The sequence below is a fragment of the Sediminibacterium sp. genome (assembly GCF_051860225.1).
Lineage (GTDB): Bacteria > Bacteroidota > Bacteroidia > Chitinophagales > Chitinophagaceae > Sediminibacterium.
This window is the reverse complement of sequence record NZ_JBHYEI010000001.1, coordinates 1,279,208-1,298,557: the sequence shown is the minus strand read 5'-3', so window position 1 is coordinate 1,298,557 and position 19,350 is coordinate 1,279,208. Positions and strand designations below refer to the sequence as shown.

Sequence of the window (19,350 nt, the reverse complement as noted above, 5' to 3'; positions counted from 1 at the left end):
TGCAGTAAGATAGCTAAACGAACCAAAGGTTTAACCAGTGAAAAGTTATTTTTTGGTGGCCACTTTATAAAGGATGCCAGCCATCAATGCAAAAAACAAAGTACCCAATAAGAAATAACCATTTTCAGATAGCAAATGAACCAAGCCTTCTTCTTGGCTAATTGCAGCCAAGAATTTCTCGCCAGATTCGGAGCCAGACACAAATGCAATGATTACCCCTGCTACTGCACCACCTGCTACCAATCCGGTTGCAAATAAATTGCCCTTGCCCAATTCCTCTTCTTCGGCACTGAGTTGTTGATTGGCTTTTTTCTGTTTGCTTTCTACAATCCCTCTAATTGCACCGCCTAAAAAGATAGGCAAAGTGGTAGCCAACGGCAGGTATGCTCCCACCGCAAAACTTAATGACTTAATACCGCAGAGCTCCATTGTAATCGCTAAGAACACCCCTGCAAAAACATATTGCCAATCAAGGTTCTGTGAAAGAATTCCTTTGATCAGCGTGGCCATTAAAGTGGCTTGTGGTGCTGGATATTTTTCTGTGCCAATGGCATGATTGATTCCTTGGCTCAACATTTCTGAACTAGGTTTGTCTAAGAACTTCACGGTTAATCCAATTACCAAAGAAGATACAATGGCTCCCACAAATAATGCAATCTGTTGATTGCGTGGTGTGGCTCCTACAATGTATCCACTTTTTAAATCTTGTGAAGTAGCACCCGCATTGGCTGCGGCTATACAGATCATTCCACCCACTACCAATACCAATGGCTCATAACTTTGACCTGTCCATCCCATGCTTAAAAAAATCAAGCTGGTTCCCATTACGGTTGCAATGGTCATACCACTGATGGGGTTATTGGATGATCCAATTAAGCCTACAATTCTAGAAGAAACGGTTACGAATAAAGCACCAAATAGGATGACTAAAATTCCAATTAATAATTTCTGCAACACACTGTCTCCGGGCACTTGAGGCAATAAAGTAATCAAAAGAATAAGGCCTAATGTTCCTAAGCCAACTACTTTTAAACTCAAGTCTTTTTCTGTTCTTAACACAGTGCCTGCATTTTCTCCGCTCTCAGCTTTTAAAGATGCAACTGATCCTTTAACAGACTTAACAATCGTTGGTACTGTTTTAATTAATGTAATAATACCTCCTGCGGCAACTGTTCCTGCTCCAATTTGTCTGATATAAGCATAATACACTGCAGAAGAAAAATCTTTAAAAGTATGTGCTACGGGATCCCAACCGCCTTTTCCGCCAGCCACTGCTACATCGGCCAAATACCCTAGTTTCACTAATTGTGCTGCAATCATATCGGGTGGTACCAAGGAAGAAAATAAAGGAATAAAAACCAACCAACTTAACACCCCTCCTGCTACCAATACGCCACCAATTTTAGGTCCAATAATATATCCTACCCCTAAATATTCTGGGGTGATTTCTCCACTCACTTTTGCGGATGGAAAAAATTTATTGATTTGTTGTGTGGCATAATAAGGTGTTTCTGCAATTACGTGCAATACTTTTTGCAAGAGTGCATAAACGAATGCAACTCCTAATCCCCAGAATGCTGTCTTTGCAAAATCTCCTCCCTTCTCTCCTGCTTTTAATACATCTCCACATGCAGTTCCTTCTGGATAAGGCAGATTATCGTGTTCGTTTACAATTAAGGCTTTGCGCAATGGCACCATTAATAATGTGCCCAACAAACCTCCTACAATTGCCAATATTAATATGGTTAAATAATTGAAATATTCTGCGCTGTCTGGAGAAGATAAAAATAAAAATCCTGGCAAGGTAAATGCCACCCCTGCTGCAATACTTTCGCCCGCAGATCCTGTGGTTTGTATGATATTATTCTCCAGAATAGTCGTCTTTAAAAACTTACGTCCCAAGGTAATAGCAATCACCGCAATAGGTATGGATGCAGAAACCGTTAAGCCTGCTTTTAATGCAAGGTATACCGTGGCTGCGCCAAATATTACCCCAAATAAACTTCCGACTAATATAGACTTGACGGTTAGTTCAGCCATGGTAGATTCCGGAGCCACAAAGGGTTTGAATTGCTTAGTTGGTTGAGACATAAAAGTTATTTAAAGATTAATCCATCATTTTCTTCAACTTGCTCGCTAATATAAATAAGATAATGGATGCTGTTCCTGCCATTACCACAAACATCATGAAGTACTCATTCAAATTGGTAATAGCAAAGCCCATTACATAAGTCGTTTTTCCATCAGGATACAAGGCACTTAAAACGCCTGCTAATTTATTCGCGAATGCATTGGCAGTAAACCATACAGCCATTAATAAGGAGGCAAATTTTACTGGCGCTAATTTATTCACCAATGAAAGGCCAATGGGCGATAAACACAATTCTCCACTGGTATGCATAAAGTACATTCCGGTTAACCAGATCATACTTACTTTAACACCTGGTTGCACGTCTTTTACGCCAAATGCAATCCATAAATAACCCAATGCCAATAAGAATAAACCCATGGCCATTTTGGTAGGGGATGATGGTTCGCGCTTGCCCATTTTTAACCACAGAAAAGCAAAAATGGGTGCAAGTATTACAACGAATGTGGAATTTAATGATTGAAAGAAACTGGCGGGTACTACATAGAACCCTAAGTCTCTATTGGTTTGCTCTTCTGCAAAAAATGTGAGGGATGCACCTGCTTGTTCAAATGCACTCCAAAAGAAAATGACAAAGAAAGAAACGGTAAAAATTACTGCCACTTTTTTCTTCTCTAAACTGCTCAAACTTTTATCGGAGAACACAATGAATGCTATCAATAAAATACTTGCAATCAACAGATAAAATAAATAGCTAAATATTTTAACGTCTGCATAAATTAATCCGATGGTCAAAATTGAAAACGCTAGCAATGATCCCACCATAAAGAGTGGTTTCAAAAATTGCTTGGGGGCATTATCTGGTGTAAGTCCCAGCGTTTTTCCTTCTGGGTCTAACACATATTTGTTGTGCAATAATTTTAGGGTGGCTACTCCCAAGAGCATTCCAATCCCCCCGGCCAAAAATGCCCATTTAAAATCGGCAGGATTGCCGGTATCGCCTACCAAGCCACAAACAAATGGCCCCAAAGCCCCTCCCACATTAATTCCCATATAAAATATGGTATAAGCTGAATCGGTTCGGGTATCTCCTTTTCTATATAATTGTCCTACTAATGAAGAGATATTTGGTTTGAAAAATCCATTCCCTGCAATCATGAAACCCAAGCCAGAAAAGAACAACCAAGATGATGCATCGGGGTTAGATTCATACAACATTCCACAAAAAAACAAAATGAATTCTCCGATGGCCATTAATATACCCCCTGCTAAAATAGACCGCTTATTGCCCCAATATCTGTCGGCCACATATCCACCCACCAATGGGGTCAAATAAATTAAGCCTGTATAACTTCCATATAAATTAGAGGCAAATACTTTGTCGAACATCAATGCCTTGGTCATGAACAAGACCAAGATGGCTCTCATGCCATAATAGTTGAAGCGCTCCCACATTTCGGTTGCAAACAATACATACAGTCCTTTTGGATGTGCAATCGATTTTGTTTTATCTGTCATAGCAAACATTTTCGTTAATGCCCCAAAATAGTGATAAAAGTGAAACTGATGGGTTATTTTCGCAACCAATTTAGCTTTCATGAATATTCTACTATTAGGCAGCGGTGGCCGTGAACACGCATTAGCTTGGAAAATGACGCAAAGTCATCATTGTGATCAGTTATTTATTGCCCCTGGAAATGCTGGTACTGCTGAATTTGGGACCAATCTGGCTATTTCAGTGACCGATTTTGATGCCATTAGTGATGCTTGCATGAATTACCAGATAGATATGTTGGTAGTTGGTCCTGAAGAACCTTTGGTAAAAGGAATTTATGATTTTTTTCAGGAAGACCCTTCCTTAAATCATGTAATTGTAGTAGGTCCTTCTAAAGCAGCCGCCCAATTAGAGGGTAGCAAAGCATTTAGTAAAAAATTCATGCAAAGGCATGGTATTCCTACTGCTGCTTATGCTGAATTCACCGCTGATTCTATTGAAGCGGGTAGAAAATATATTCAGGAACATACTTTACCCATTGTATTAAAAGCCGATGGACTAGCGGCTGGTAAAGGGGTGGTGATTGCTACCACTACAGAAGAAGCCTTAACCTGTTTTGATGAAATGATTCTAGGCAAACAATTTGGTGCTGCTAGTGAAAAAGTAGTCATTGAAGCTTTTTTACAAGGCATTGAAGTAAGTGTTTTTGCCCTGACCAATGGGTCGGCTTATCATATTATTGGCCATGCCAAAGATTATAAACGCATTGGCGAAGGCGATACCGGCTTAAATACGGGCGGCATGGGTTGTGTTAGCCCAGTTCCCTTTATGGATGCGGATTTCATGCAAAAAACGGAAGAAAAAATTATACGCCCAACAGTAGAAGGTCTCGCAAAAGAAGGTCTAGAATACCATGGATTCATCTTTTTTGGTTTAATGAATATGGGCGGAGAGCCTTATGTGATTGAGTATAACTGCCGCTTAGGCGATCCCGAAACCGAAGTTGTTTTGCCGCGGTTGAAAACAGACTTGGTTGCTTTGTTTGCAGCTATGGATAATGGAACCTTAGAAGATGCCAATATCAGTTTTGATGAACGCAGTGCAGCTACCATTATGGCAGTGAGCGGTGGATATCCTGGCAATTATGAAAAAGGTAAAATCATTGAATTACCTGCAAAAGATGCAGTATCAAAGGATACCCTGATTTTTCATGCGGGAACCATTTCTTCAGAAAATGGGGTTTTAACAAATGGTGGCAGGGTTTTGGCAGTAACTTCATACGGGACAAATATTGCAGAAGCCGTTGATCGTTCCAAAACGTCCTTGCAGCAAATTTCCTTTGAGGGCATGTATTTTAGAAAGGATATTGGGTTTGAATTCCCTTGTTAATTCCACTAATTTCAAGCACCTTTGCAACAATTGCTTTAACAACACAAGAACTTAACCATACAATGGGATTATTTAATTTTTTTACTCAGGAAATAGCCATGGATTTGGGTACTGCCAATACCCTGATTATTCATAACGATGATGTTGTCGTAAACGAACCTTCAATTGTTGCATTAAATCGCAACAATATGAAAGAAGTGTTGGCTGTAGGCAAGAAGGCGCTGATGATGCACGAGAAAACACATGAAAGTATCAGAACGATCAGACCTTTAAAAGACGGAGTTATTGCCGACTTTAACGCTGCCGAATTAATGATTCGTGAGTTAATGAAAATGATTTACCCCAAGAAGCCACTGTTTCCTCCAAGTTGGAGAATGGTGATTTGTATTCCTTCTTCTATTACAGAAGTAGAAAAACGTGCGGTAAGAGATAGTGCCGAACAAGCAGGTGCGAAAGAAGTATACATGATTCACGAACCTATGGCAGCTGCACTAGGTATTGGTATTGATGTTGAAGAGCCTGTAGGAAATATGATTATTGATATTGGTGGTGGAACTACCGGTATCACTGTTATTGCATTAGCTGGTATTGTTTGTGATCAAAGTATTCGTATTGCAGGTGATGAATTTACTGCAGACATTATGGAAGCATTAAGAAGATACCATAGTTTATTAATTGGAGAGCGTACTGCAGAACAAATTAAAATTAATGTAGGTGCTGCAATGAAAGACTTGGATAATCCTCCAGAAGACATGCCTGTAAATGGTCGTGACTTGGTTACGGGTATTCCAAAACAAATCATGGTAAGCTATCAAGAAATTGCTGAAGCACTAGATAAAAGCATTTTCAAAATAGAAGAAGCTATTTTAAAAGCATTAGAAACAACACCTCCAGAATTGGCTGCAGATATTTACCGTAGGGGATTATACCTGACTGGTGGCGGAGCTCTTTTACGCGGATTAGACAAGCGTTTAAGTGCCAAAATTAAATTGCCTGTTCATGTTGCAGACGACCCGCTGAAAAGTGTGGTTCGCGGCACTGGGCTTGCATTAAAAAACTATCAGCGTTTTCCATTTATCATGAGATAGAACAGCTAATCGGCTTTGAAAAATATTTTCCTGTTCATACGGCAATACTTTAATTTCCTCAGCTTTTTGCTGTTGCAAATTTTATGTATTATAATGCTTAGTAAAGCAAGTAAAACCCATGAAACTTATTTTGCAGGTACTGCATTTGAAGTGACTGGTTATTTTAATAGTCGTTATTCGAATCTTCAGCAATACTTTAATTTAAAAGAAGCTAATCAAAAACTAGCTGAAGAAAATACCAGATTAAGAAATGCATTAAGTGCCAATTTTGTTTCCCCTGACACTAGTGTAATAAGCTTTACCGATTCTAGCTTTGTAGATACTACTGGAAGAAAAAGAAAATTCATTTATCTACCAGCTAAAGTGATTGGGAACTCCTATACTTTACAAAATAATTACTTAATGCTCGAAAGAGGTGCCGACCAAGGAGTTAAAAAGGGTATGGCAGTTGTTGGCCCCAGCGGTATTGTGGGTGTAGTGGTAGATGTATCAGCCAATATCAGCAAAGTAATGAGCTTATTACATAGAAACAGTAAGGTTTCTGCCATGCTTAAAAAGGATAATACCACAGGCAGTATAGAATGGGACGGCGCAGATCCTTCCTTGCTTATTCTAAGAAATATTTCTAAGAGCGCTAAGGTAGTTAAAGGCGATACGGTACTTACCAGTGCTTATTCTGCCAACTTTCCCTCACATTTAATGATTGGCAGGGTGGCTTCTATTACAGTAGACCCTGCAACTAATTATTACACATTGAAAATTAAAACAGCAACTAATTTCTTTACAATTCAATCGGTTGATGTTATTTACAATACTCGTTACAACGAACAAATAGAACTGGAAAACCGAAATCAACAGCAATGAGCAGTTTTTTAACCAATATATTCCGGTTTGTGTTTTTTATTCTTTTACAAGAATTTGTATTGAATAAAATTCCTGCGTTACACCAGTTTATAATCCCTTATATCTACTTCTTATATATTCTTTGGTTGCCCTTTAAAATAGGTCGTTGGAATGTTTTATTGTTGTCCTTTATATTTGGAATAACGATGGATTTCTTTACAGGAACAATGGGATTACATGCTGCTGCCTGTACTTTAATTGGCTATATCAGGCCTTTTTTATTGAGTTTATTAATTCCACAAGAGACTACCGAACAAAGCTACGTAGAGCCTAGTATCAAGAGTATGGGGTGGGCTCCGTTTAGTTTATATATCAGCTTGCTTACTTTTATTCATCATTTTTATTTAGTCTTATTAGAGTGGCTTCAATTTGGCAACTTTAGCTATTTTCTAGGCAAAGTAGGTGGTACTACTGGAATTAGTTTATTACTAATTTTTTTGGCCGAAATGTTGTTCAATAGAAAAGCAAAATATAGAACGAATAGTTAGGCTACTAGTTCTAGTTTATGCTTAATTTCACAGGGTCAAATCAATTGACTTCTCCGTTTATATGTCTGTATTTAATCAAAGCCGTGGTAGGATTATCCAAATCATTATAGGATTGGTATTTATCGTAATCACCGCACAGTTAATCAATCTCCAAATTTTCTCTACGCAGTACAAATTGGCAGCAGAAAATAATGCCATTTACCGTAAAATCATTTACCCAGATCGGGGTATTATTTTTGATCGCAAAAAAAGAGCCTTACTCGAAAACACCATCAGTTTTGACCTAGTAGTTACGCCTTCAGAATCAAAGGGTACTGATACAGCATCGCTTTGTGCCATATTAGGAATCGATACTGTCGAGTATAAAAAAAGAATGCTCGATTTGATTTTCAAAAATACCCGTGTTCGTCCTAGTGTTTTTGAGCCTTTATTAAGTGCAGAATTATATGCAAAGCTAACTGAGAACATGTATAAGTTTCCAGGATTTGTATTAAGCGAGCGTTCTGTAAGAACCTACCCATTTAATACCGCTGCGCAATTGCTAGGATATATTGCAGAAGTAGATACCAGTTACTTAAGAAAATATAAGCATTTAGGCTATGAAATGGGAGACTATGCAGGGATGAGTGGCTTAGAAAAAACGTATGAATCAGTTTTAATGGGACAGCGTGGTATCAAGCGTTTTATTAGAGACAATAAAAGCCGTATTCAAGGCCCCTATGAAAATGGCATATTTGACACAATACCTGTTGCTGGCAGAAACCTATTTACGAGTATTGATGTAGAAGTACAACAGTTGGCAGAACAATTATTGCAAAATAAAATTGGCAGTGCAGTTGCCATCAACCCTAAAACAGGGGGCATCATTACCATGGTATCTAGCCCAACCTATAACCCCAACGTGTTAACAGGGAATGCTCGTAGAAAAAACTGGGGGAGAATGGTCATGGATACTGCCAAACCCATGTACAATAGAGCCATTAAAGGCCAATACCCTCCTGGCTCTACCTTCAAGCCACTGGGTGCATTGGTTGCCTTAGACCAAGGATTAGTTACTTCAGATTATGGAATAGGATGTAGTGGTGGATACGGTGCCTGCGGTGGAGTATATGTTAGATGCGAACATAGTAATGCTGGTCACGCAGCCAATTTAAGATTGGCTTTAGCCAACTCTTGCAACTCCTATTTTTCTGATGTATTCAGAAAAGCATTAGATAATAAAAAGTGGGGAAATCCAAATCAAGGATATTTAAAATGGAAGGAATACATGAATGCATTTGGATTGGGAAGAAGATTAGAAGTAGATCTACCTAGCGAAGACAAAGCCAATATCCCAGATACAAGTGTTTACAATAAGTTTTTTGGAGGTGCCAGAAGATGGAACAGTTGTAGTGTACTAACATTAGGTATTGGTCAAGATAAAATGACTGCCACCCCATTACAAATGGCGAATTTAATGTGCATCATCGCCAATAGAGGATATTATTTCCCTCCGCATTTTGTAGACAGTATAGAAAACGAGCAGGTAGAAGATACAGTCTTAATGAACAAGTACAGATCAAAACATGTAGTAACCAATATTGCCGATAAAGATTATCAAGCGGTAAACGATGGAATGCATGATGTAACTGTTTATGGTACTGCTTCACATATAAAAATACCAGGTATTGAATATTGTGCTAAAACGGGTACTGCACAAAATCCTCATGGAAAAAACCACTCATTATTTGTTGCGTTTGCACCAAAAGACAATCCCACTATTGCAGTTGCCGTAGTGGTTGAAAATGGAGGATACGGATCTGTAGCAGCAGGTCCTATTGCGGGATTGATTATGGAAAAGTTTTTAAATGACACTTTAAGTGTTGCCGGAAAAGCTACTGCTGAAAGAATTACCAATATGGATTTGGTTCCCCAAGCAATTAAAAATTGGTATACTCGTAAAGATGCAGAAAGGGCTGCTCGGTTAGCTAGATTAGCATTAGAAGAAGCAGCGGAAAAAGAAGAAACAGAGAATAATAAAGAAAATAATAAAAGCAATACAGAAGCTACCCTAGAACAAGGAAGCAAACCTGTTGGCAATAAAAAAGATAGTACCGACAAATTCAAAATCAAAGCAGCCTTATTACTTAGCGAAGACAAAAAGAAAAAATTAGGAGGGCGTGCAAGATGAAAAATAAAAATATTTCACAGGGGGTAGACTACCCAATGATTTGGCTCTATTCGGCATTAGTTACAATTGGCATCTTATGCATTTTCATGGTAGAATTTAGAGATGGAGGAAACTGGTTCACCTCTTTTATTGGGGGAAAAACTAACTATAGCAAGCAATTATTCTTTGCAGGATTTTGTGCATTAGTGGCCACATTTATTTTATTAACGGATAGTAAACTATTTACTGCTTTTGCTAACCTAATGTATGCATTTGGGATCTTATTGATGGTTGCAACTTTCTTTATTGGTAAAAACATCAATGGGTCTAAAAGCTGGATCCCAATGGGTGGTGGGTTTAACTTACAGCCTGCAGAGCTATGTAAAATATTCACCGCATTGGCATTGGCTAAGTTCTTGTCTCGACAAGAGACAGATTTTAGCAAACTAAAATTTCAATTGATTGGCGGTGCTATTACAATTGCACCAGCTATACTGTCGATATTACAACATGAATTAGGATTGGCATTGGTATACAGTTCTTTTTTAATTGCGATGTATAGAGAAGGTTTACCTGCACAAATTTTAATTTTTGGATCTTCCTTTGGCATTCTAGTAATTGCCTCTTTAATTATAGAACCAAACACTTTACTGATTATTTTAAGTGTGATTGCCATGGTCCTTATTTATTTTGCGCGAAGACAAGCAAGAAGAAATAAAGGACTAATTACTACCATTATTATTATCTGGATGATTAGTGCTGGAACCCAACGCTTCGTGATTCCTTACATATTCAATAATGTATTTGAATGCTATCAAAGCACTCGTATTTACAGCATGGTAGGAAAGGATTATAACTGCGCAGACAACGTAAAGTCTTTAAAGAAGCAACAAGCTGGCAATGAAAAAGCACCAAGAAAACCAGATGACTATAATGTACGCCAGAGTAAAATTGCTATTGGTTCAGGTGGATTTGCAGGAAAGGGATTCTTAAAAGGAACCCAAACAAGAGGTAAATATGTTCCAGAACAACATACCGATTTTATTTTCACTTCATTAGGTGAAGCATTTGGATTTATTGGTTGTTTTATTTTCCTATCAATTTATTTAGCATTATTATTTCGGATTGTTCAGATTGCAGAAAGACAAAGAAGTACATTCAGCAGGGTGTATGCCTATAGTGTTGTGAGTATTTTATTCTTTCATATTGCAGTGAATGTGAGTATGACTATTGGATTATTTCCGATTGTTGGTATCCCACTCCCATTAGTAAGTTATGGCGGATCTTCTTTACTCACTTTTACTATTCTAATTTTTATTTTATTAAGACTAGATGCAGACCGACAAATGGTATTGCGTTAATTCATTATTATGACCATTATTCCATTATCTGAAGGAAGTTTTACGATTGATAAAACCAAAGTATTTGTTCCATTTAATACAGCAACCGAAGAATTAAATACCAGACCAATAGGTAGTTTGTTGGTAGAAATTCAGCCCTTTCTAGTTGTTACTAAAAAAGATATTATTTTAATTGATACTGGATTAGGATACAATATGTCTAATGGGATACCGCAGATTTATTATAACCTAGAAAATGCAGGATACAACCCTTCGCAAGTAACTAAAGTGTTAATGAGCCATTTGCATAAAGACCATGCTGGAGGTATTACAACACGCAATTATACAACAGGTGAGCAATTTATTGCATTCCCTTACGCTACTTATTATGTACAAAGAAGGGAATTTGAATTCGCAATGGGAGTAGGATCTGCCTCCTATGTTCAAGCCGACATTCAGATTTTAGAAGAATTCAGTAAAGTGGTTTGGCTTGAAGAAGATTATGGATTCATTGATAACTATATTGAATACCAATTAACAGGCGCACATAGTAAATTTCACCAAGTGTTCTTTATTAAAGAAGAAAATGAAACCATCTTTTTTGGTGGAGACGATGCCCCTCAATTGCAACAAATGAAAAGCAGATTTGTAGCTAAATATGACTTTAATGGAAAGAAGTGTATGGAATTAAGAAGAGTTTGGTGGGAAGCCGGACAAGAAAAAGGCTGGAAATACCTGTTTTACCATGATATCTCCAGCCCCATATTTCAGCATTCAAATCTTTTTTAGTTTTTCTTAAGAGATGAATCTGCTCTATTTTTTTGCATTAACCGTTTTCTTAACGCTGGTCTTTCTGAACGTCCTTCAGGACCTCCGGGTTTCATGCCTCGTTTCATCATCTCTTGGCGCATCATATCATTAAAGTTGCGGTCTAATTTAAAAACCGTATTTACTCTATCTTCTGCGTTCAAGATTTTCTTGAAATCATTATTGTACTTTTTACGAATAGACAATGCCTGTTCTTCAAAAGCCAACTCAGCATCCCTATTTGCTTCTCTTGCCTTCTTTAACTCGGCCATATATGCATTGTGCAATGGCCAGAATTTTTGCGCTTCTTCAGTGTTTAAGTTCAATTGTTTGGTGATATAAGCCACTTTGATGGCTTCAATATTTGGCCTTTCCCCTGGAGGTGGTGGTGGTGGCATTCCACCTGGCATTCTACCCATTCTGGGTGGTGGAGGTTCTTGTGCTTGCGCAATTGCTGCTACACCCATTAAAATGATTAATAATAAACGTTTCATGTTGTTTTTTTTTAAGTTGATTAATTATTCGCTCAGATAAAGCTGCAGTTCTTCATCTGAAATTTCAGCCACCGTTTTATCAGAAATTGCATCCACGGTATAATGATGCAAACTATTTTCAGGCCCAGCTAATGCATTGGCATTTTTCAGATACTCATCAATCGCATCGTTCGACAATGCTTGTACAGATTCATTGATATCCATTTTAGCAATTTGTTCCATATTAATCACTAAACTGGGATTTGATGAAACAACAGGTTGATTGATAAGATTGAATCCACCAATGACTAATACACCAAAAATTACGACTGCTGCTGCAATAGTATACCATTTGCGACTTTGGTTCATTTGAACAACTGGTGTCTCTTCCTTTTGGATATTTCTAGTGTCAGGATTCATTTGAACTTGAAAATGATCAAAATATCCAGCGGGTATTGTTTGAACGGGCGCTTTTGAAACGGTATTCAACAAAGGGGCTATTTGGTCTAACTCTTGTATGATTTCCTTGTTTTCCATTTTCTTCCTTTTTAAGACTCAAATACCAACAGAGGGTTTAATGTGTTTTTATAAATTCTTCCACTTTTTTTGCTGCATGATGATAACTTGCCTTCAAAGCCCCTTCACTGGTATCCAATATTTTACTAATTTGTTCGTATGGCATTTCATCAAAATAGCGAAGGTTAAAAACCAACTTCTGCTTCTCAGGAAGTTGCTGTATGGCCAATTGCAATTTCCATTCCAATTGATTCGCATTAAAATTGCTATCTGCTTTAACCATATTTCCATAAACCTCTGCCACATCATCAAATGAACTTGTTTGTTTGCGCTTTTTTTGTTCTAAAAAACTCAAACTTTCATTTGTAGCAATTCTATACAACCAAGTATATAGTTGACTGTCTTCTCTAAAATTGTCTAATGCATTCCATACTTTTATAAAGCTATTTTGCAATACATCATTGGCATCATCATGCTCAACTACCATCCTTCTGATATGCCAATACAATTTTTCTTGATATTGTTTTACCAATTGCGTAAAAGCGGCATTTTTTTGTGAAGGGATTTTAAACTGCTTCACCAATTGAGCATCTTGATTCAATATTTATCGATTGTCTTATAAGTTAGATAAAATTGGAGATGAAAGGTTTAATCGGACAAAAAAATTTGTATATTCATTGGTATCAACTATGTATGTAAATAAACCCATATTAGCCTTCAGGCAAAATGTAACAGACAAGTACACCATATATAATAGTCTATTTGCTGCTCTTCCTTTTTCTGGGATAGCCAATGTAGGTGCATTGCTTCCAATTTTATTACAATCTTGTATAGATGGATACCAATCTGGAAAATCACCCATCGAAATAATTCAAGATTTCTTTAACAGACACGTACAATTAAGTAATGAGACAGAACAGCTAGATCGCCTATTCAAATTTGTTCAATACATAGAACGGCAGGTAGTTCTTTTTGATGCAATCGAAGATGCTGCTTTTGATTCTGTTCATCAGTTGAATGGAACTGGAAGCCTAAAAGCTTTATATAACGAAGCCTTTTTTAAAGGAAAAATTCCTTTACTTAAAGAAAAATTAAGCCAATTTAAAGTCAGGGTTGTTTTAACCGCCCATCCTACTCAATTTTATCCAGGTAGTGTGTTGGGTATTATTCATGATTTAGGGGAAGCAATTGCAAAAAATGATTTTGAAACAATCAATCTGTATATCCAACAATTGGGTATCACTCCATTTTTTAATAAAAAACAGCCCACCCCATTAGACGAAGCTGTAAATCTTATGTGGTACCTAGAAAATATTCTGTATCAATCAATAGGAAATATTTACAATTTTGTTCATAACGAAATACTTGAAGGTGAAAAAGAAATCAATAACCCGTTAATTGAATTAGGGTTTTGGCCAGGGGGGGATAGAGATGGTAATCCATTTGTAAATGCATCCACTACACTCAAAATTGCAGATTCATTAAGGAGCGCTATCATCGTTTGTTATTATAGAGACATCAGAAAATTAAAAAGACGACTTACTTTTTCTGGGGTAGATGTACTAGTAACAAAATTGGAAGCACAGTTATACGAAAATGTATTTAGACCAGAAGAAAGTAAAAGAATACACCAAAAAGAACTACTTGAAAAATTACAGGAAATAAAAGATTTGATGATTGCGAATCATCATTCTTTATATATCAATCGGGTAAATAGTTTAATCAATAAAGTCAAAGTTTTTGGTACTTGGTTCGCTTCAATTGATATTAGACAAGACAGTCGAATTCATACTGCAGTAATTAAAAACATTGATGCCACCCTCAAACAAAAGAATCAAAATGGCATTTTGCCGAATGATTATGATACTTTAAGTGAAGAAGAAAAAATCAATTGTTTACTGGGTATTGAAAAAGTGATTGATATAGATGACACTTCAACTGAAATTGCCAAAGACACCGTAGAAAGTATTTTTGCTATCAATAGTATTCAACAAATTAATGGAGAACAAGGATGCCATCGATATATAATTAGCAATTGTCAGTCTGCATTAAATATGATGGAAGTATTTACCTTATTCAAATTATGCGGATGGAATACTAAGCAACTTTCAGTAGACATTGTTCCTTTATTCGAAACCATTGAAGATTTAAAAGAAGCCGAACATATCATGCAATGGCTATATCAATTACCTATTTATAAAAAGCATTTACAAGCACGTTCACTTTCACAAACCATTATGCTAGGGTTTAGTGATGGCACAAAAGACGGAGGTTACTTACAAGCCAATTGGAGCATTTATACTGCCAAAGAAAAACTTACCGCAATTTCAAGAAATCACGAGATTAAAGTAAAATTTTTTGACGGAAGAGGCGGCCCACCTTCTAGAGGCGGCGGGAAAACAAATAAGTTTTATGCTTCCCTTGGCAATAATATTGAAAACGAAGAAATACAGTTAACTATACAAGGTCAAACCATCACTTCTAATTTTGGAACACTTAAATCTGCCCAATATAACTTAGAACAATTATTGAGTGCAGGCATTAGCAATACGGTGTTTGCAGAAAATAGAATAGAAATAAGCACCAAACATAGAAGTTTATTGGAAGAGCTTGGGGGGATCAGTCACCAAGTGTATCAATCGTTCAAAAAACATCCACAGTTTCTCCCATATATGCAACAGTTCAGTCCTTTGAATTACTACAATAAAAGTAATATTGGAAGTAGGCCTGGCAAAAGAGGAAATTCAGATAAATTAGTTTTCGAAGACTTAAGAGCTATTCCTTTTGTAGGTAGTTGGAGTCAATTAAAACAAAACGTTCCTGGTTATTTTGGCGTTGGTTCAGCATTGCAATCATTAAAAAATGCAGGCCGTTGGGATGAGGTTAAATCTTTATTTAATGAAGTTGCATTTTTTAGAACATTAATTGATAATAGCATGATGAGCATGCTAAAATCATTCTTTCCATTAACCGCACATATAGAACATGATCCTTTGTTTGGTCCTGTTTGGAGGATGATTAAATCGGAATATGATTTAACGCATTCGCTCGTACTTGAACTTTCAGGTGATAAAGTTTTGATGGAACAAGATCAACCTGGCAGAGCTTCGATATTAATGCGAGACAAAATTGTTTTACCATTATTAACTATTCAGCAATACGCATTACAACAATTAAAAAATGAAGGGGTATCGGAAGAGTTAAAAGCGAATTATGAAAAATTAATTACCCGATCTATGTTCGGGATCATCAATGCAGCTAGGAATTCAGCCTAATTAACTGTCTTTCCAATTCCATAAATGCAAACAGGCATAGGTTCTATAGGGAGTCCATTTTTGGGCAAGTTTTAGCATATTTTCCTGCATGGTTTTCTTATGGGTGGAATCTATTTTGTACAACTTACACATGGCTTGTTGTATACCTAAATCATCTACAGCAAACACATCTTCACGCCCTAAACTAAACATCAATAACATTTCTACTGTCCATTTACCTACACCTTTAATTTGAACCAATAATGCAATGATGGCATCATTACTCATTGAGGAAAGCTTATGATCGGTAATACTATTCTCTTTACAGAATTGGGCAACATTTTTAATATAGCCAACTTTAGCATTGCTTAAACCAATTGATCTAAGCATATCATTAGGCGTTGCCAGCACTTCATCTACTTTGGGCTCTTTTCCATTATATAAATCTAGAAATCGTTTGTAAATAACTGCAGCCACTTTAGTACTTAATTGCTGGCTCATGATACTTGCCATCAAGCGAATAGGAATATTTCTTTTTCGCTTTAATACAAATGGCTCCTGAGTAATAATAGAAGCCATTTTTTTATCTTTCTGTAAATGAGTAATATATTCCATTCAAGAAAGTTAGCTAATTTTAATACATACTAATTATAACGAAAATGAAAAAACAACTTCTTTATATTTTATTATTTATGGCGATTGGGCATAGCTCAATTTTTGGGCAAGCTGGCCCAGAAAAACAAATCAGAAAAATTTTACAAGAACAAACGGAGGCATGGAATAGAGGAGATATTGATGCATTCATGAAAGGCTATTGGAATAACGACAGCTTGCTTTTTGTAGGAAAAAATGGTCCTACTTATGGATTTACCAATACACTCAATAACTATAAGAAGAACTATCCCAATAAAGATTATATGGGTCAGTTGAATTTCACTTTGCTTGAAGTGAAACCATTGACCAAGCAATTATGGATGGTATTGGGGAAATGGGAGTTAACTAGAAATGCGGGGAATGTGAGTGGCCACTATACTATCTTATTTAAAAAGATAAATGGCAAATGGGTAATCATTGTAGATCATAGTAGTTAGGATGGTGAGGTTAAAAGAGCTTATCTTACATTTATTATAAAATATCATATATGATTTTAATTATTTTAGGCATCATTTTATTAGTGGCGGCGGGTTTTATGAATAAAGAAAGAGAGGAGTTTATTAAACTGGCAAAGGGGGTAAGAATAGCGGGAGTTATCATTGCATTAGTAGGCGTTTTTACTTCTTGTATCAAACAAATTGACGCAGGTCAAATTGGAGTTCAGAGCTTATTTGGAAAAATCTCCAATAATGTTTTATACAGTGGTTTAAACATTGTAAATCCTTTGGTTGAAGTAAGAGAAGTAGACATTAAAACACAGAACTATACCATGAGTGGGGCAAATGACGAAGGAGAGCAGTCTGGGGATGATGCTATTAGGGTATTAACCGCAGATGGATTAGAAGTGGTGATTGATTTAACCGTACTGTATAGGGTTACAGCCAGTGAAGCACCTAGACTAATCAGAGAAACAGGGCTTGATTTTAGGGATAAAATTGTTCGACCGCTTACCAGAACAAAAATTAGAGACAATGCTGTTTATTATACTGCCATCGACTTATACTCTTTAAAAAGAGATTTATTTCAGAATAGAATTTATAAGTCTATTGATGAAGATTTTAAAAAAAGAGGATTAATCCTAGAGCAATTATTGGTTCGAAATATCACTTTACCCACCAATGTAAAAACCTCTATTGAAGAGAAAATTAAAGCAGAGCAAGACGCGCAGAAAATGGAATTTGTTTTACAAAAAGAAAAACAAGAAGCAGAGAGAAAAAGAGTGGAAGCTAGGGGTATTGCAGATTATCAGCAAATCATTAGTGCTGGCTTAGGTGATAAGCAATTGCAGTACGAGCAAATACAAGTCATGAAAGCACTGGTAACTTCACCTAATTCTAAAGTCATCGTTTTAGGTAAAGGAAATACGCCCGTGATATTAGACACAAAAGAAAAATAATATTATTGCTCAAAATCGATGGGTTTGCTCCAAAGCTTTATTAGCCACCTTAGCAATAAAATGAAGCTACTGATGAACCAGGTATAAAAAATAATATTACCAGTACTGATGCTCCCATGAAAAAAAGCATGGTCATACATTATTCCGGCAGTAGAATTAATTGCTAACCAAAAAAGTCCAACGGAAAGGGTATTTACAATTCGTAAAAGGTATTCACGTACGCCTGGCTCCAAAATAATAAGTTTAACTTATTACAAGTAAGTAGCTTTTTTGTTGTAAGCCTAGTCGAAGCTTTGGTTGCTTGCAGCCGCCAATTTAAGAATACGATCAAATTGTGCAGGGGTTAAATCATTATAAAAGAAATAAATAGGATCTAAAGGTGTTCCATTTTTATGCACTTCGTAATGTAAATGTGGTCCAGTACTTTTACCTGTATTACCTACATATCCAATCACTTCCCCCCTTTTAACCCTGGTTCCTACCCTAGCTTTAATTCTAACCATATGGGCATACAAAGTTTCATATCCAAACCCATGGTTTACTACTACTCTATTTCCAAAGCCACCCGTATTAAAGCCTGCATCTTTAACTACCCCATCGGCCGTAGCATAAATAGGAGTGCCAGCTGGTGCAGTAAAATCTAATCCAGCATGTAATCGCCTGTCTTTATAAACAGGATCAATTCTATACCCAAACCCAGATGCAACCCTATTTAAATTTCTATTACTGATGGGTTGTATGGAAGGGATTGCAGCTAATAATTTCTCTTTATTCTTCACCATATTTTCAATAGCAGCAAAGGACTTCACTTGATAAGCCATTCGTAAACTTAGGTTATTAAGCTGTGCAGCCATACTGTTTACCAATTCGGTCTCGCCCATACTTTGTACCAATTGCACTTCTTTTTTCTTCTCCATTTCTTTTACCCTCGCACTATCGGGTATCGGACTCGACTCAAAAATAGACCGGTATACATAATTGTCTCTGTTAGCAATTTCATCCATTTGAAGCTGTAGTTGCTTGATGTGCTCTTCCATCACCTTATAATTCTGTCTTAAATCATCATTTTGTTGTCGAAGTAATTTCTCTTTGGGTGAATCAATATAACGGAATGTGATAGCAAAAATGAGAATTCCAGTAACGATAGATGCAGCAATATAGCCGAAGACCTGAAGCAACCGCACCCTTAGGGGAGTTGTCAGCTTCTCAAAGCGCATATTATGTGTATTATAGTAGTATTTTACCTTTTTCATGATCGGTTTTCAGCCCCTTAAATCCGTACCTTTGCCCCTTAAATTATTAACAAATA

General features: G+C 36.7%; 18 protein-coding genes. 10 read left to right on the top strand and 8 right to left on the bottom strand.

Annotated elements, in window-relative coordinates:
- Positions 1-45: 45 nt before the first annotated feature.
- Positions 46-2,091 (bottom strand): OPT family oligopeptide transporter, encoded by a 2,046-nt coding sequence (locus tag ACTIEI_RS05575; protein WP_439505296.1) that lies wholly within the window; start codon positions 2,089-2,091, stop codon positions 46-48.
- Positions 2,092-2,107: 16 nt separating this feature from the next.
- Positions 2,108-3,607 carry a peptide MFS transporter gene (locus ACTIEI_RS05570; RefSeq protein ID WP_439505295.1) on the bottom strand — a complete coding sequence of 500 codons (1,500 nt, stop codon included), beginning with the start codon at positions 3,605-3,607 and terminating at the stop codon, positions 2,108-2,110.
- A gap of 79 nt (positions 3,608-3,686) precedes the next feature.
- Here ACTIEI_RS05570 and purD point away from each other — a divergent pair, with 79 nt between their 5' ends.
- The 7 genes from purD (at position 3,687) to ACTIEI_RS05535 (ending at position 11,730) form a co-directional block, all read left to right on the top strand.
- Complete coding sequence (purD, locus tag ACTIEI_RS05565; RefSeq protein ID WP_439505294.1) at positions 3,687-4,973, top strand: phosphoribosylamine--glycine ligase; 1,287 nt, start codon at positions 3,687-3,689, stop codon at positions 4,971-4,973.
- Between the two features lie 62 nt (positions 4,974-5,035).
- Positions 5,036-6,061: a rod shape-determining protein gene (locus ACTIEI_RS05560; protein WP_295187827.1), complete on the top strand. Its 1,026-nt coding sequence runs from the start codon at positions 5,036-5,038 to the stop codon at positions 6,059-6,061.
- Between the two features lie 15 nt (positions 6,062-6,076).
- The gene (gene mreC / locus ACTIEI_RS05555; RefSeq protein ID WP_439505293.1) at positions 6,077-6,925 is read left to right on the top strand and encodes a rod shape-determining protein MreC; all 849 of its coding nucleotides are present in this window, start codon (positions 6,077-6,079) and stop codon (positions 6,923-6,925) included.
- A complete protein-coding gene (locus ACTIEI_RS05550) occupies positions 6,922-7,452 on the top strand; it encodes a rod shape-determining protein MreD (protein ID WP_439505292.1) in 531 nt (176 codons plus the stop codon). The genes mreC and ACTIEI_RS05550 overlap by 4 nt, the downstream gene beginning before the upstream one ends.
- A 61-nt stretch (positions 7,453-7,513) precedes the next feature.
- Positions 7,514-9,622 carry a penicillin-binding protein 2 gene (gene mrdA / locus ACTIEI_RS05545; protein WP_439505291.1) on the top strand — a complete coding sequence of 703 codons (2,109 nt, stop codon included), beginning with the start codon at positions 7,514-7,516 and terminating at the stop codon, positions 9,620-9,622.
- Complete coding sequence (gene rodA / locus ACTIEI_RS05540; protein WP_439505290.1) at positions 9,619-10,962, top strand: rod shape-determining protein RodA; 1,344 nt, start codon at positions 9,619-9,621, stop codon at positions 10,960-10,962. The genes mrdA and rodA overlap by 4 nt, the downstream gene beginning before the upstream one ends.
- A 9-nt stretch (positions 10,963-10,971) precedes the next feature.
- Positions 10,972-11,730, top strand: coding sequence for an MBL fold metallo-hydrolase (locus ACTIEI_RS05535; RefSeq protein ID WP_439505289.1), 759 nt, complete (start codon positions 10,972-10,974; stop codon positions 11,728-11,730).
- Here the strand turns inward: ACTIEI_RS05535 and ACTIEI_RS05530 are convergent.
- Genes ACTIEI_RS05530 through ACTIEI_RS05520 form a run of 3 tightly spaced genes read right to left on the bottom strand, consistent with a single transcriptional unit; the run spans position 11,727 to position 13,338 of the window.
- Positions 11,727-12,242, bottom strand: coding sequence for a hypothetical protein (locus ACTIEI_RS05530; RefSeq protein WP_439505288.1), 516 nt, complete (start codon positions 12,240-12,242; stop codon positions 11,727-11,729). The genes ACTIEI_RS05535 and ACTIEI_RS05530 overlap by 4 nt on opposite strands.
- A gap of 24 nt (positions 12,243-12,266) precedes the next feature.
- Positions 12,267-12,758, bottom strand: coding sequence for a hypothetical protein (locus ACTIEI_RS05525; protein WP_439505287.1), 492 nt, complete (start codon positions 12,756-12,758; stop codon positions 12,267-12,269).
- Between the two features lie 37 nt (positions 12,759-12,795).
- Positions 12,796-13,338, bottom strand: coding sequence for an RNA polymerase sigma factor (locus tag ACTIEI_RS05520; RefSeq protein ID WP_439505286.1), 543 nt, complete (start codon positions 13,336-13,338; stop codon positions 12,796-12,798).
- A gap of 10 nt (positions 13,339-13,348) precedes the next feature.
- On the opposite strand from ACTIEI_RS05520, the gene ACTIEI_RS05515 reads away from it, so the two are divergent.
- A complete protein-coding gene (locus ACTIEI_RS05515) occupies positions 13,349-16,012 on the top strand; it encodes a phosphoenolpyruvate carboxylase (protein WP_439505285.1) in 2,664 nt (887 codons plus the stop codon).
- Here ACTIEI_RS05515 and ACTIEI_RS05510 read toward each other — a convergent pair whose 3' ends face one another.
- The gene (locus tag ACTIEI_RS05510) at positions 16,013-16,606 is read right to left on the bottom strand and encodes a DNA-3-methyladenine glycosylase family protein (RefSeq protein WP_439505284.1); all 594 of its coding nucleotides are present in this window, start codon (positions 16,604-16,606) and stop codon (positions 16,013-16,015) included.
- A 44-nt stretch (positions 16,607-16,650) separates the two neighbouring features.
- Here ACTIEI_RS05510 and ACTIEI_RS05505 point away from each other — a divergent pair, with 44 nt between their 5' ends.
- Positions 16,651-17,082: a YybH family protein gene (locus ACTIEI_RS05505; RefSeq protein ID WP_439505283.1), complete on the top strand. Its 432-nt coding sequence runs from the start codon at positions 16,651-16,653 to the stop codon at positions 17,080-17,082.
- A 50-nt stretch (positions 17,083-17,132) separates the two neighbouring features.
- Positions 17,133-18,041, top strand: a complete 909-nt coding sequence (locus ACTIEI_RS05500) for a prohibitin family protein (protein ID WP_439505282.1) — start codon at positions 17,133-17,135, stop codon at positions 18,039-18,041.
- 2 nt (positions 18,042-18,043) lie between these two features.
- On the opposite strand, the gene ACTIEI_RS05495 is transcribed toward ACTIEI_RS05500, so the two are convergent.
- Both ACTIEI_RS05495 and ACTIEI_RS05490 read right to left on the bottom strand, forming a co-directional pair.
- Positions 18,044-18,274 carry a hypothetical protein gene (locus ACTIEI_RS05495; RefSeq protein WP_439505281.1) on the bottom strand — a complete coding sequence of 77 codons (231 nt, stop codon included), beginning with the start codon at positions 18,272-18,274 and terminating at the stop codon, positions 18,044-18,046.
- Positions 18,275-18,322: 48 nt separating this feature from the next.
- Positions 18,323-19,294 carry a M23 family metallopeptidase gene (locus ACTIEI_RS05490; RefSeq protein WP_439505280.1) on the bottom strand — a complete coding sequence of 324 codons (972 nt, stop codon included), beginning with the start codon at positions 19,292-19,294 and terminating at the stop codon, positions 18,323-18,325.
- Positions 19,295-19,350: the final 56 nt, after the last annotated feature.

Bases quoted from the DNA above. Each gene is read 5' to 3' on its own strand.
- ACTIEI_RS05575 (WP_439505296.1), bottom strand. From the start codon at position 2,091: ATGTCTCAACCAACTAAGCAATTCAAACCCTTTGTGGCTCCGGAATCT.
- ACTIEI_RS05570 (WP_439505295.1), bottom strand. From the start codon at position 3,607: ATGACAGATAAAACAAAATCGATTGCACATCCAAAAGGACTGTATGTA.
- purD (WP_439505294.1), top strand. From the start codon at position 3,687: ATGAATATTCTACTATTAGGCAGCGGTGGCCGTGAACACGCATTAGCT.
- ACTIEI_RS05560 (WP_295187827.1), top strand. From the start codon at position 5,036: ATGGGATTATTTAATTTTTTTACTCAGGAAATAGCCATGGATTTGGGT.
- ACTIEI_RS05550 (WP_439505292.1), top strand. From the start codon at position 6,922: ATGAGCAGTTTTTTAACCAATATATTCCGGTTTGTGTTTTTTATTCTT.
- mrdA (WP_439505291.1), top strand. From the start codon at position 7,514: ATGTCTGTATTTAATCAAAGCCGTGGTAGGATTATCCAAATCATTATA.
- rodA (WP_439505290.1), top strand. From the start codon at position 9,619: ATGAAAAATAAAAATATTTCACAGGGGGTAGACTACCCAATGATTTGG.
- ACTIEI_RS05535 (WP_439505289.1), top strand. From the start codon at position 10,972: ATGACCATTATTCCATTATCTGAAGGAAGTTTTACGATTGATAAAACC.
- ACTIEI_RS05530 (WP_439505288.1), bottom strand. From the start codon at position 12,242: ATGAAACGTTTATTATTAATCATTTTAATGGGTGTAGCAGCAATTGCG.
- ACTIEI_RS05525 (WP_439505287.1), bottom strand. From the start codon at position 12,758: ATGGAAAACAAGGAAATCATACAAGAGTTAGACCAAATAGCCCCTTTG.
- ACTIEI_RS05510 (WP_439505284.1), bottom strand. From the start codon at position 16,606: ATGGAATATATTACTCATTTACAGAAAGATAAAAAAATGGCTTCTATT.
- ACTIEI_RS05505 (WP_439505283.1), top strand. From the start codon at position 16,651: ATGAAAAAACAACTTCTTTATATTTTATTATTTATGGCGATTGGGCAT.
- ACTIEI_RS05500 (WP_439505282.1), top strand. From the start codon at position 17,133: ATGATTTTAATTATTTTAGGCATCATTTTATTAGTGGCGGCGGGTTTT.
- ACTIEI_RS05490 (WP_439505280.1), bottom strand. From the start codon at position 19,294: ATGAAAAAGGTAAAATACTACTATAATACACATAATATGCGCTTTGAG.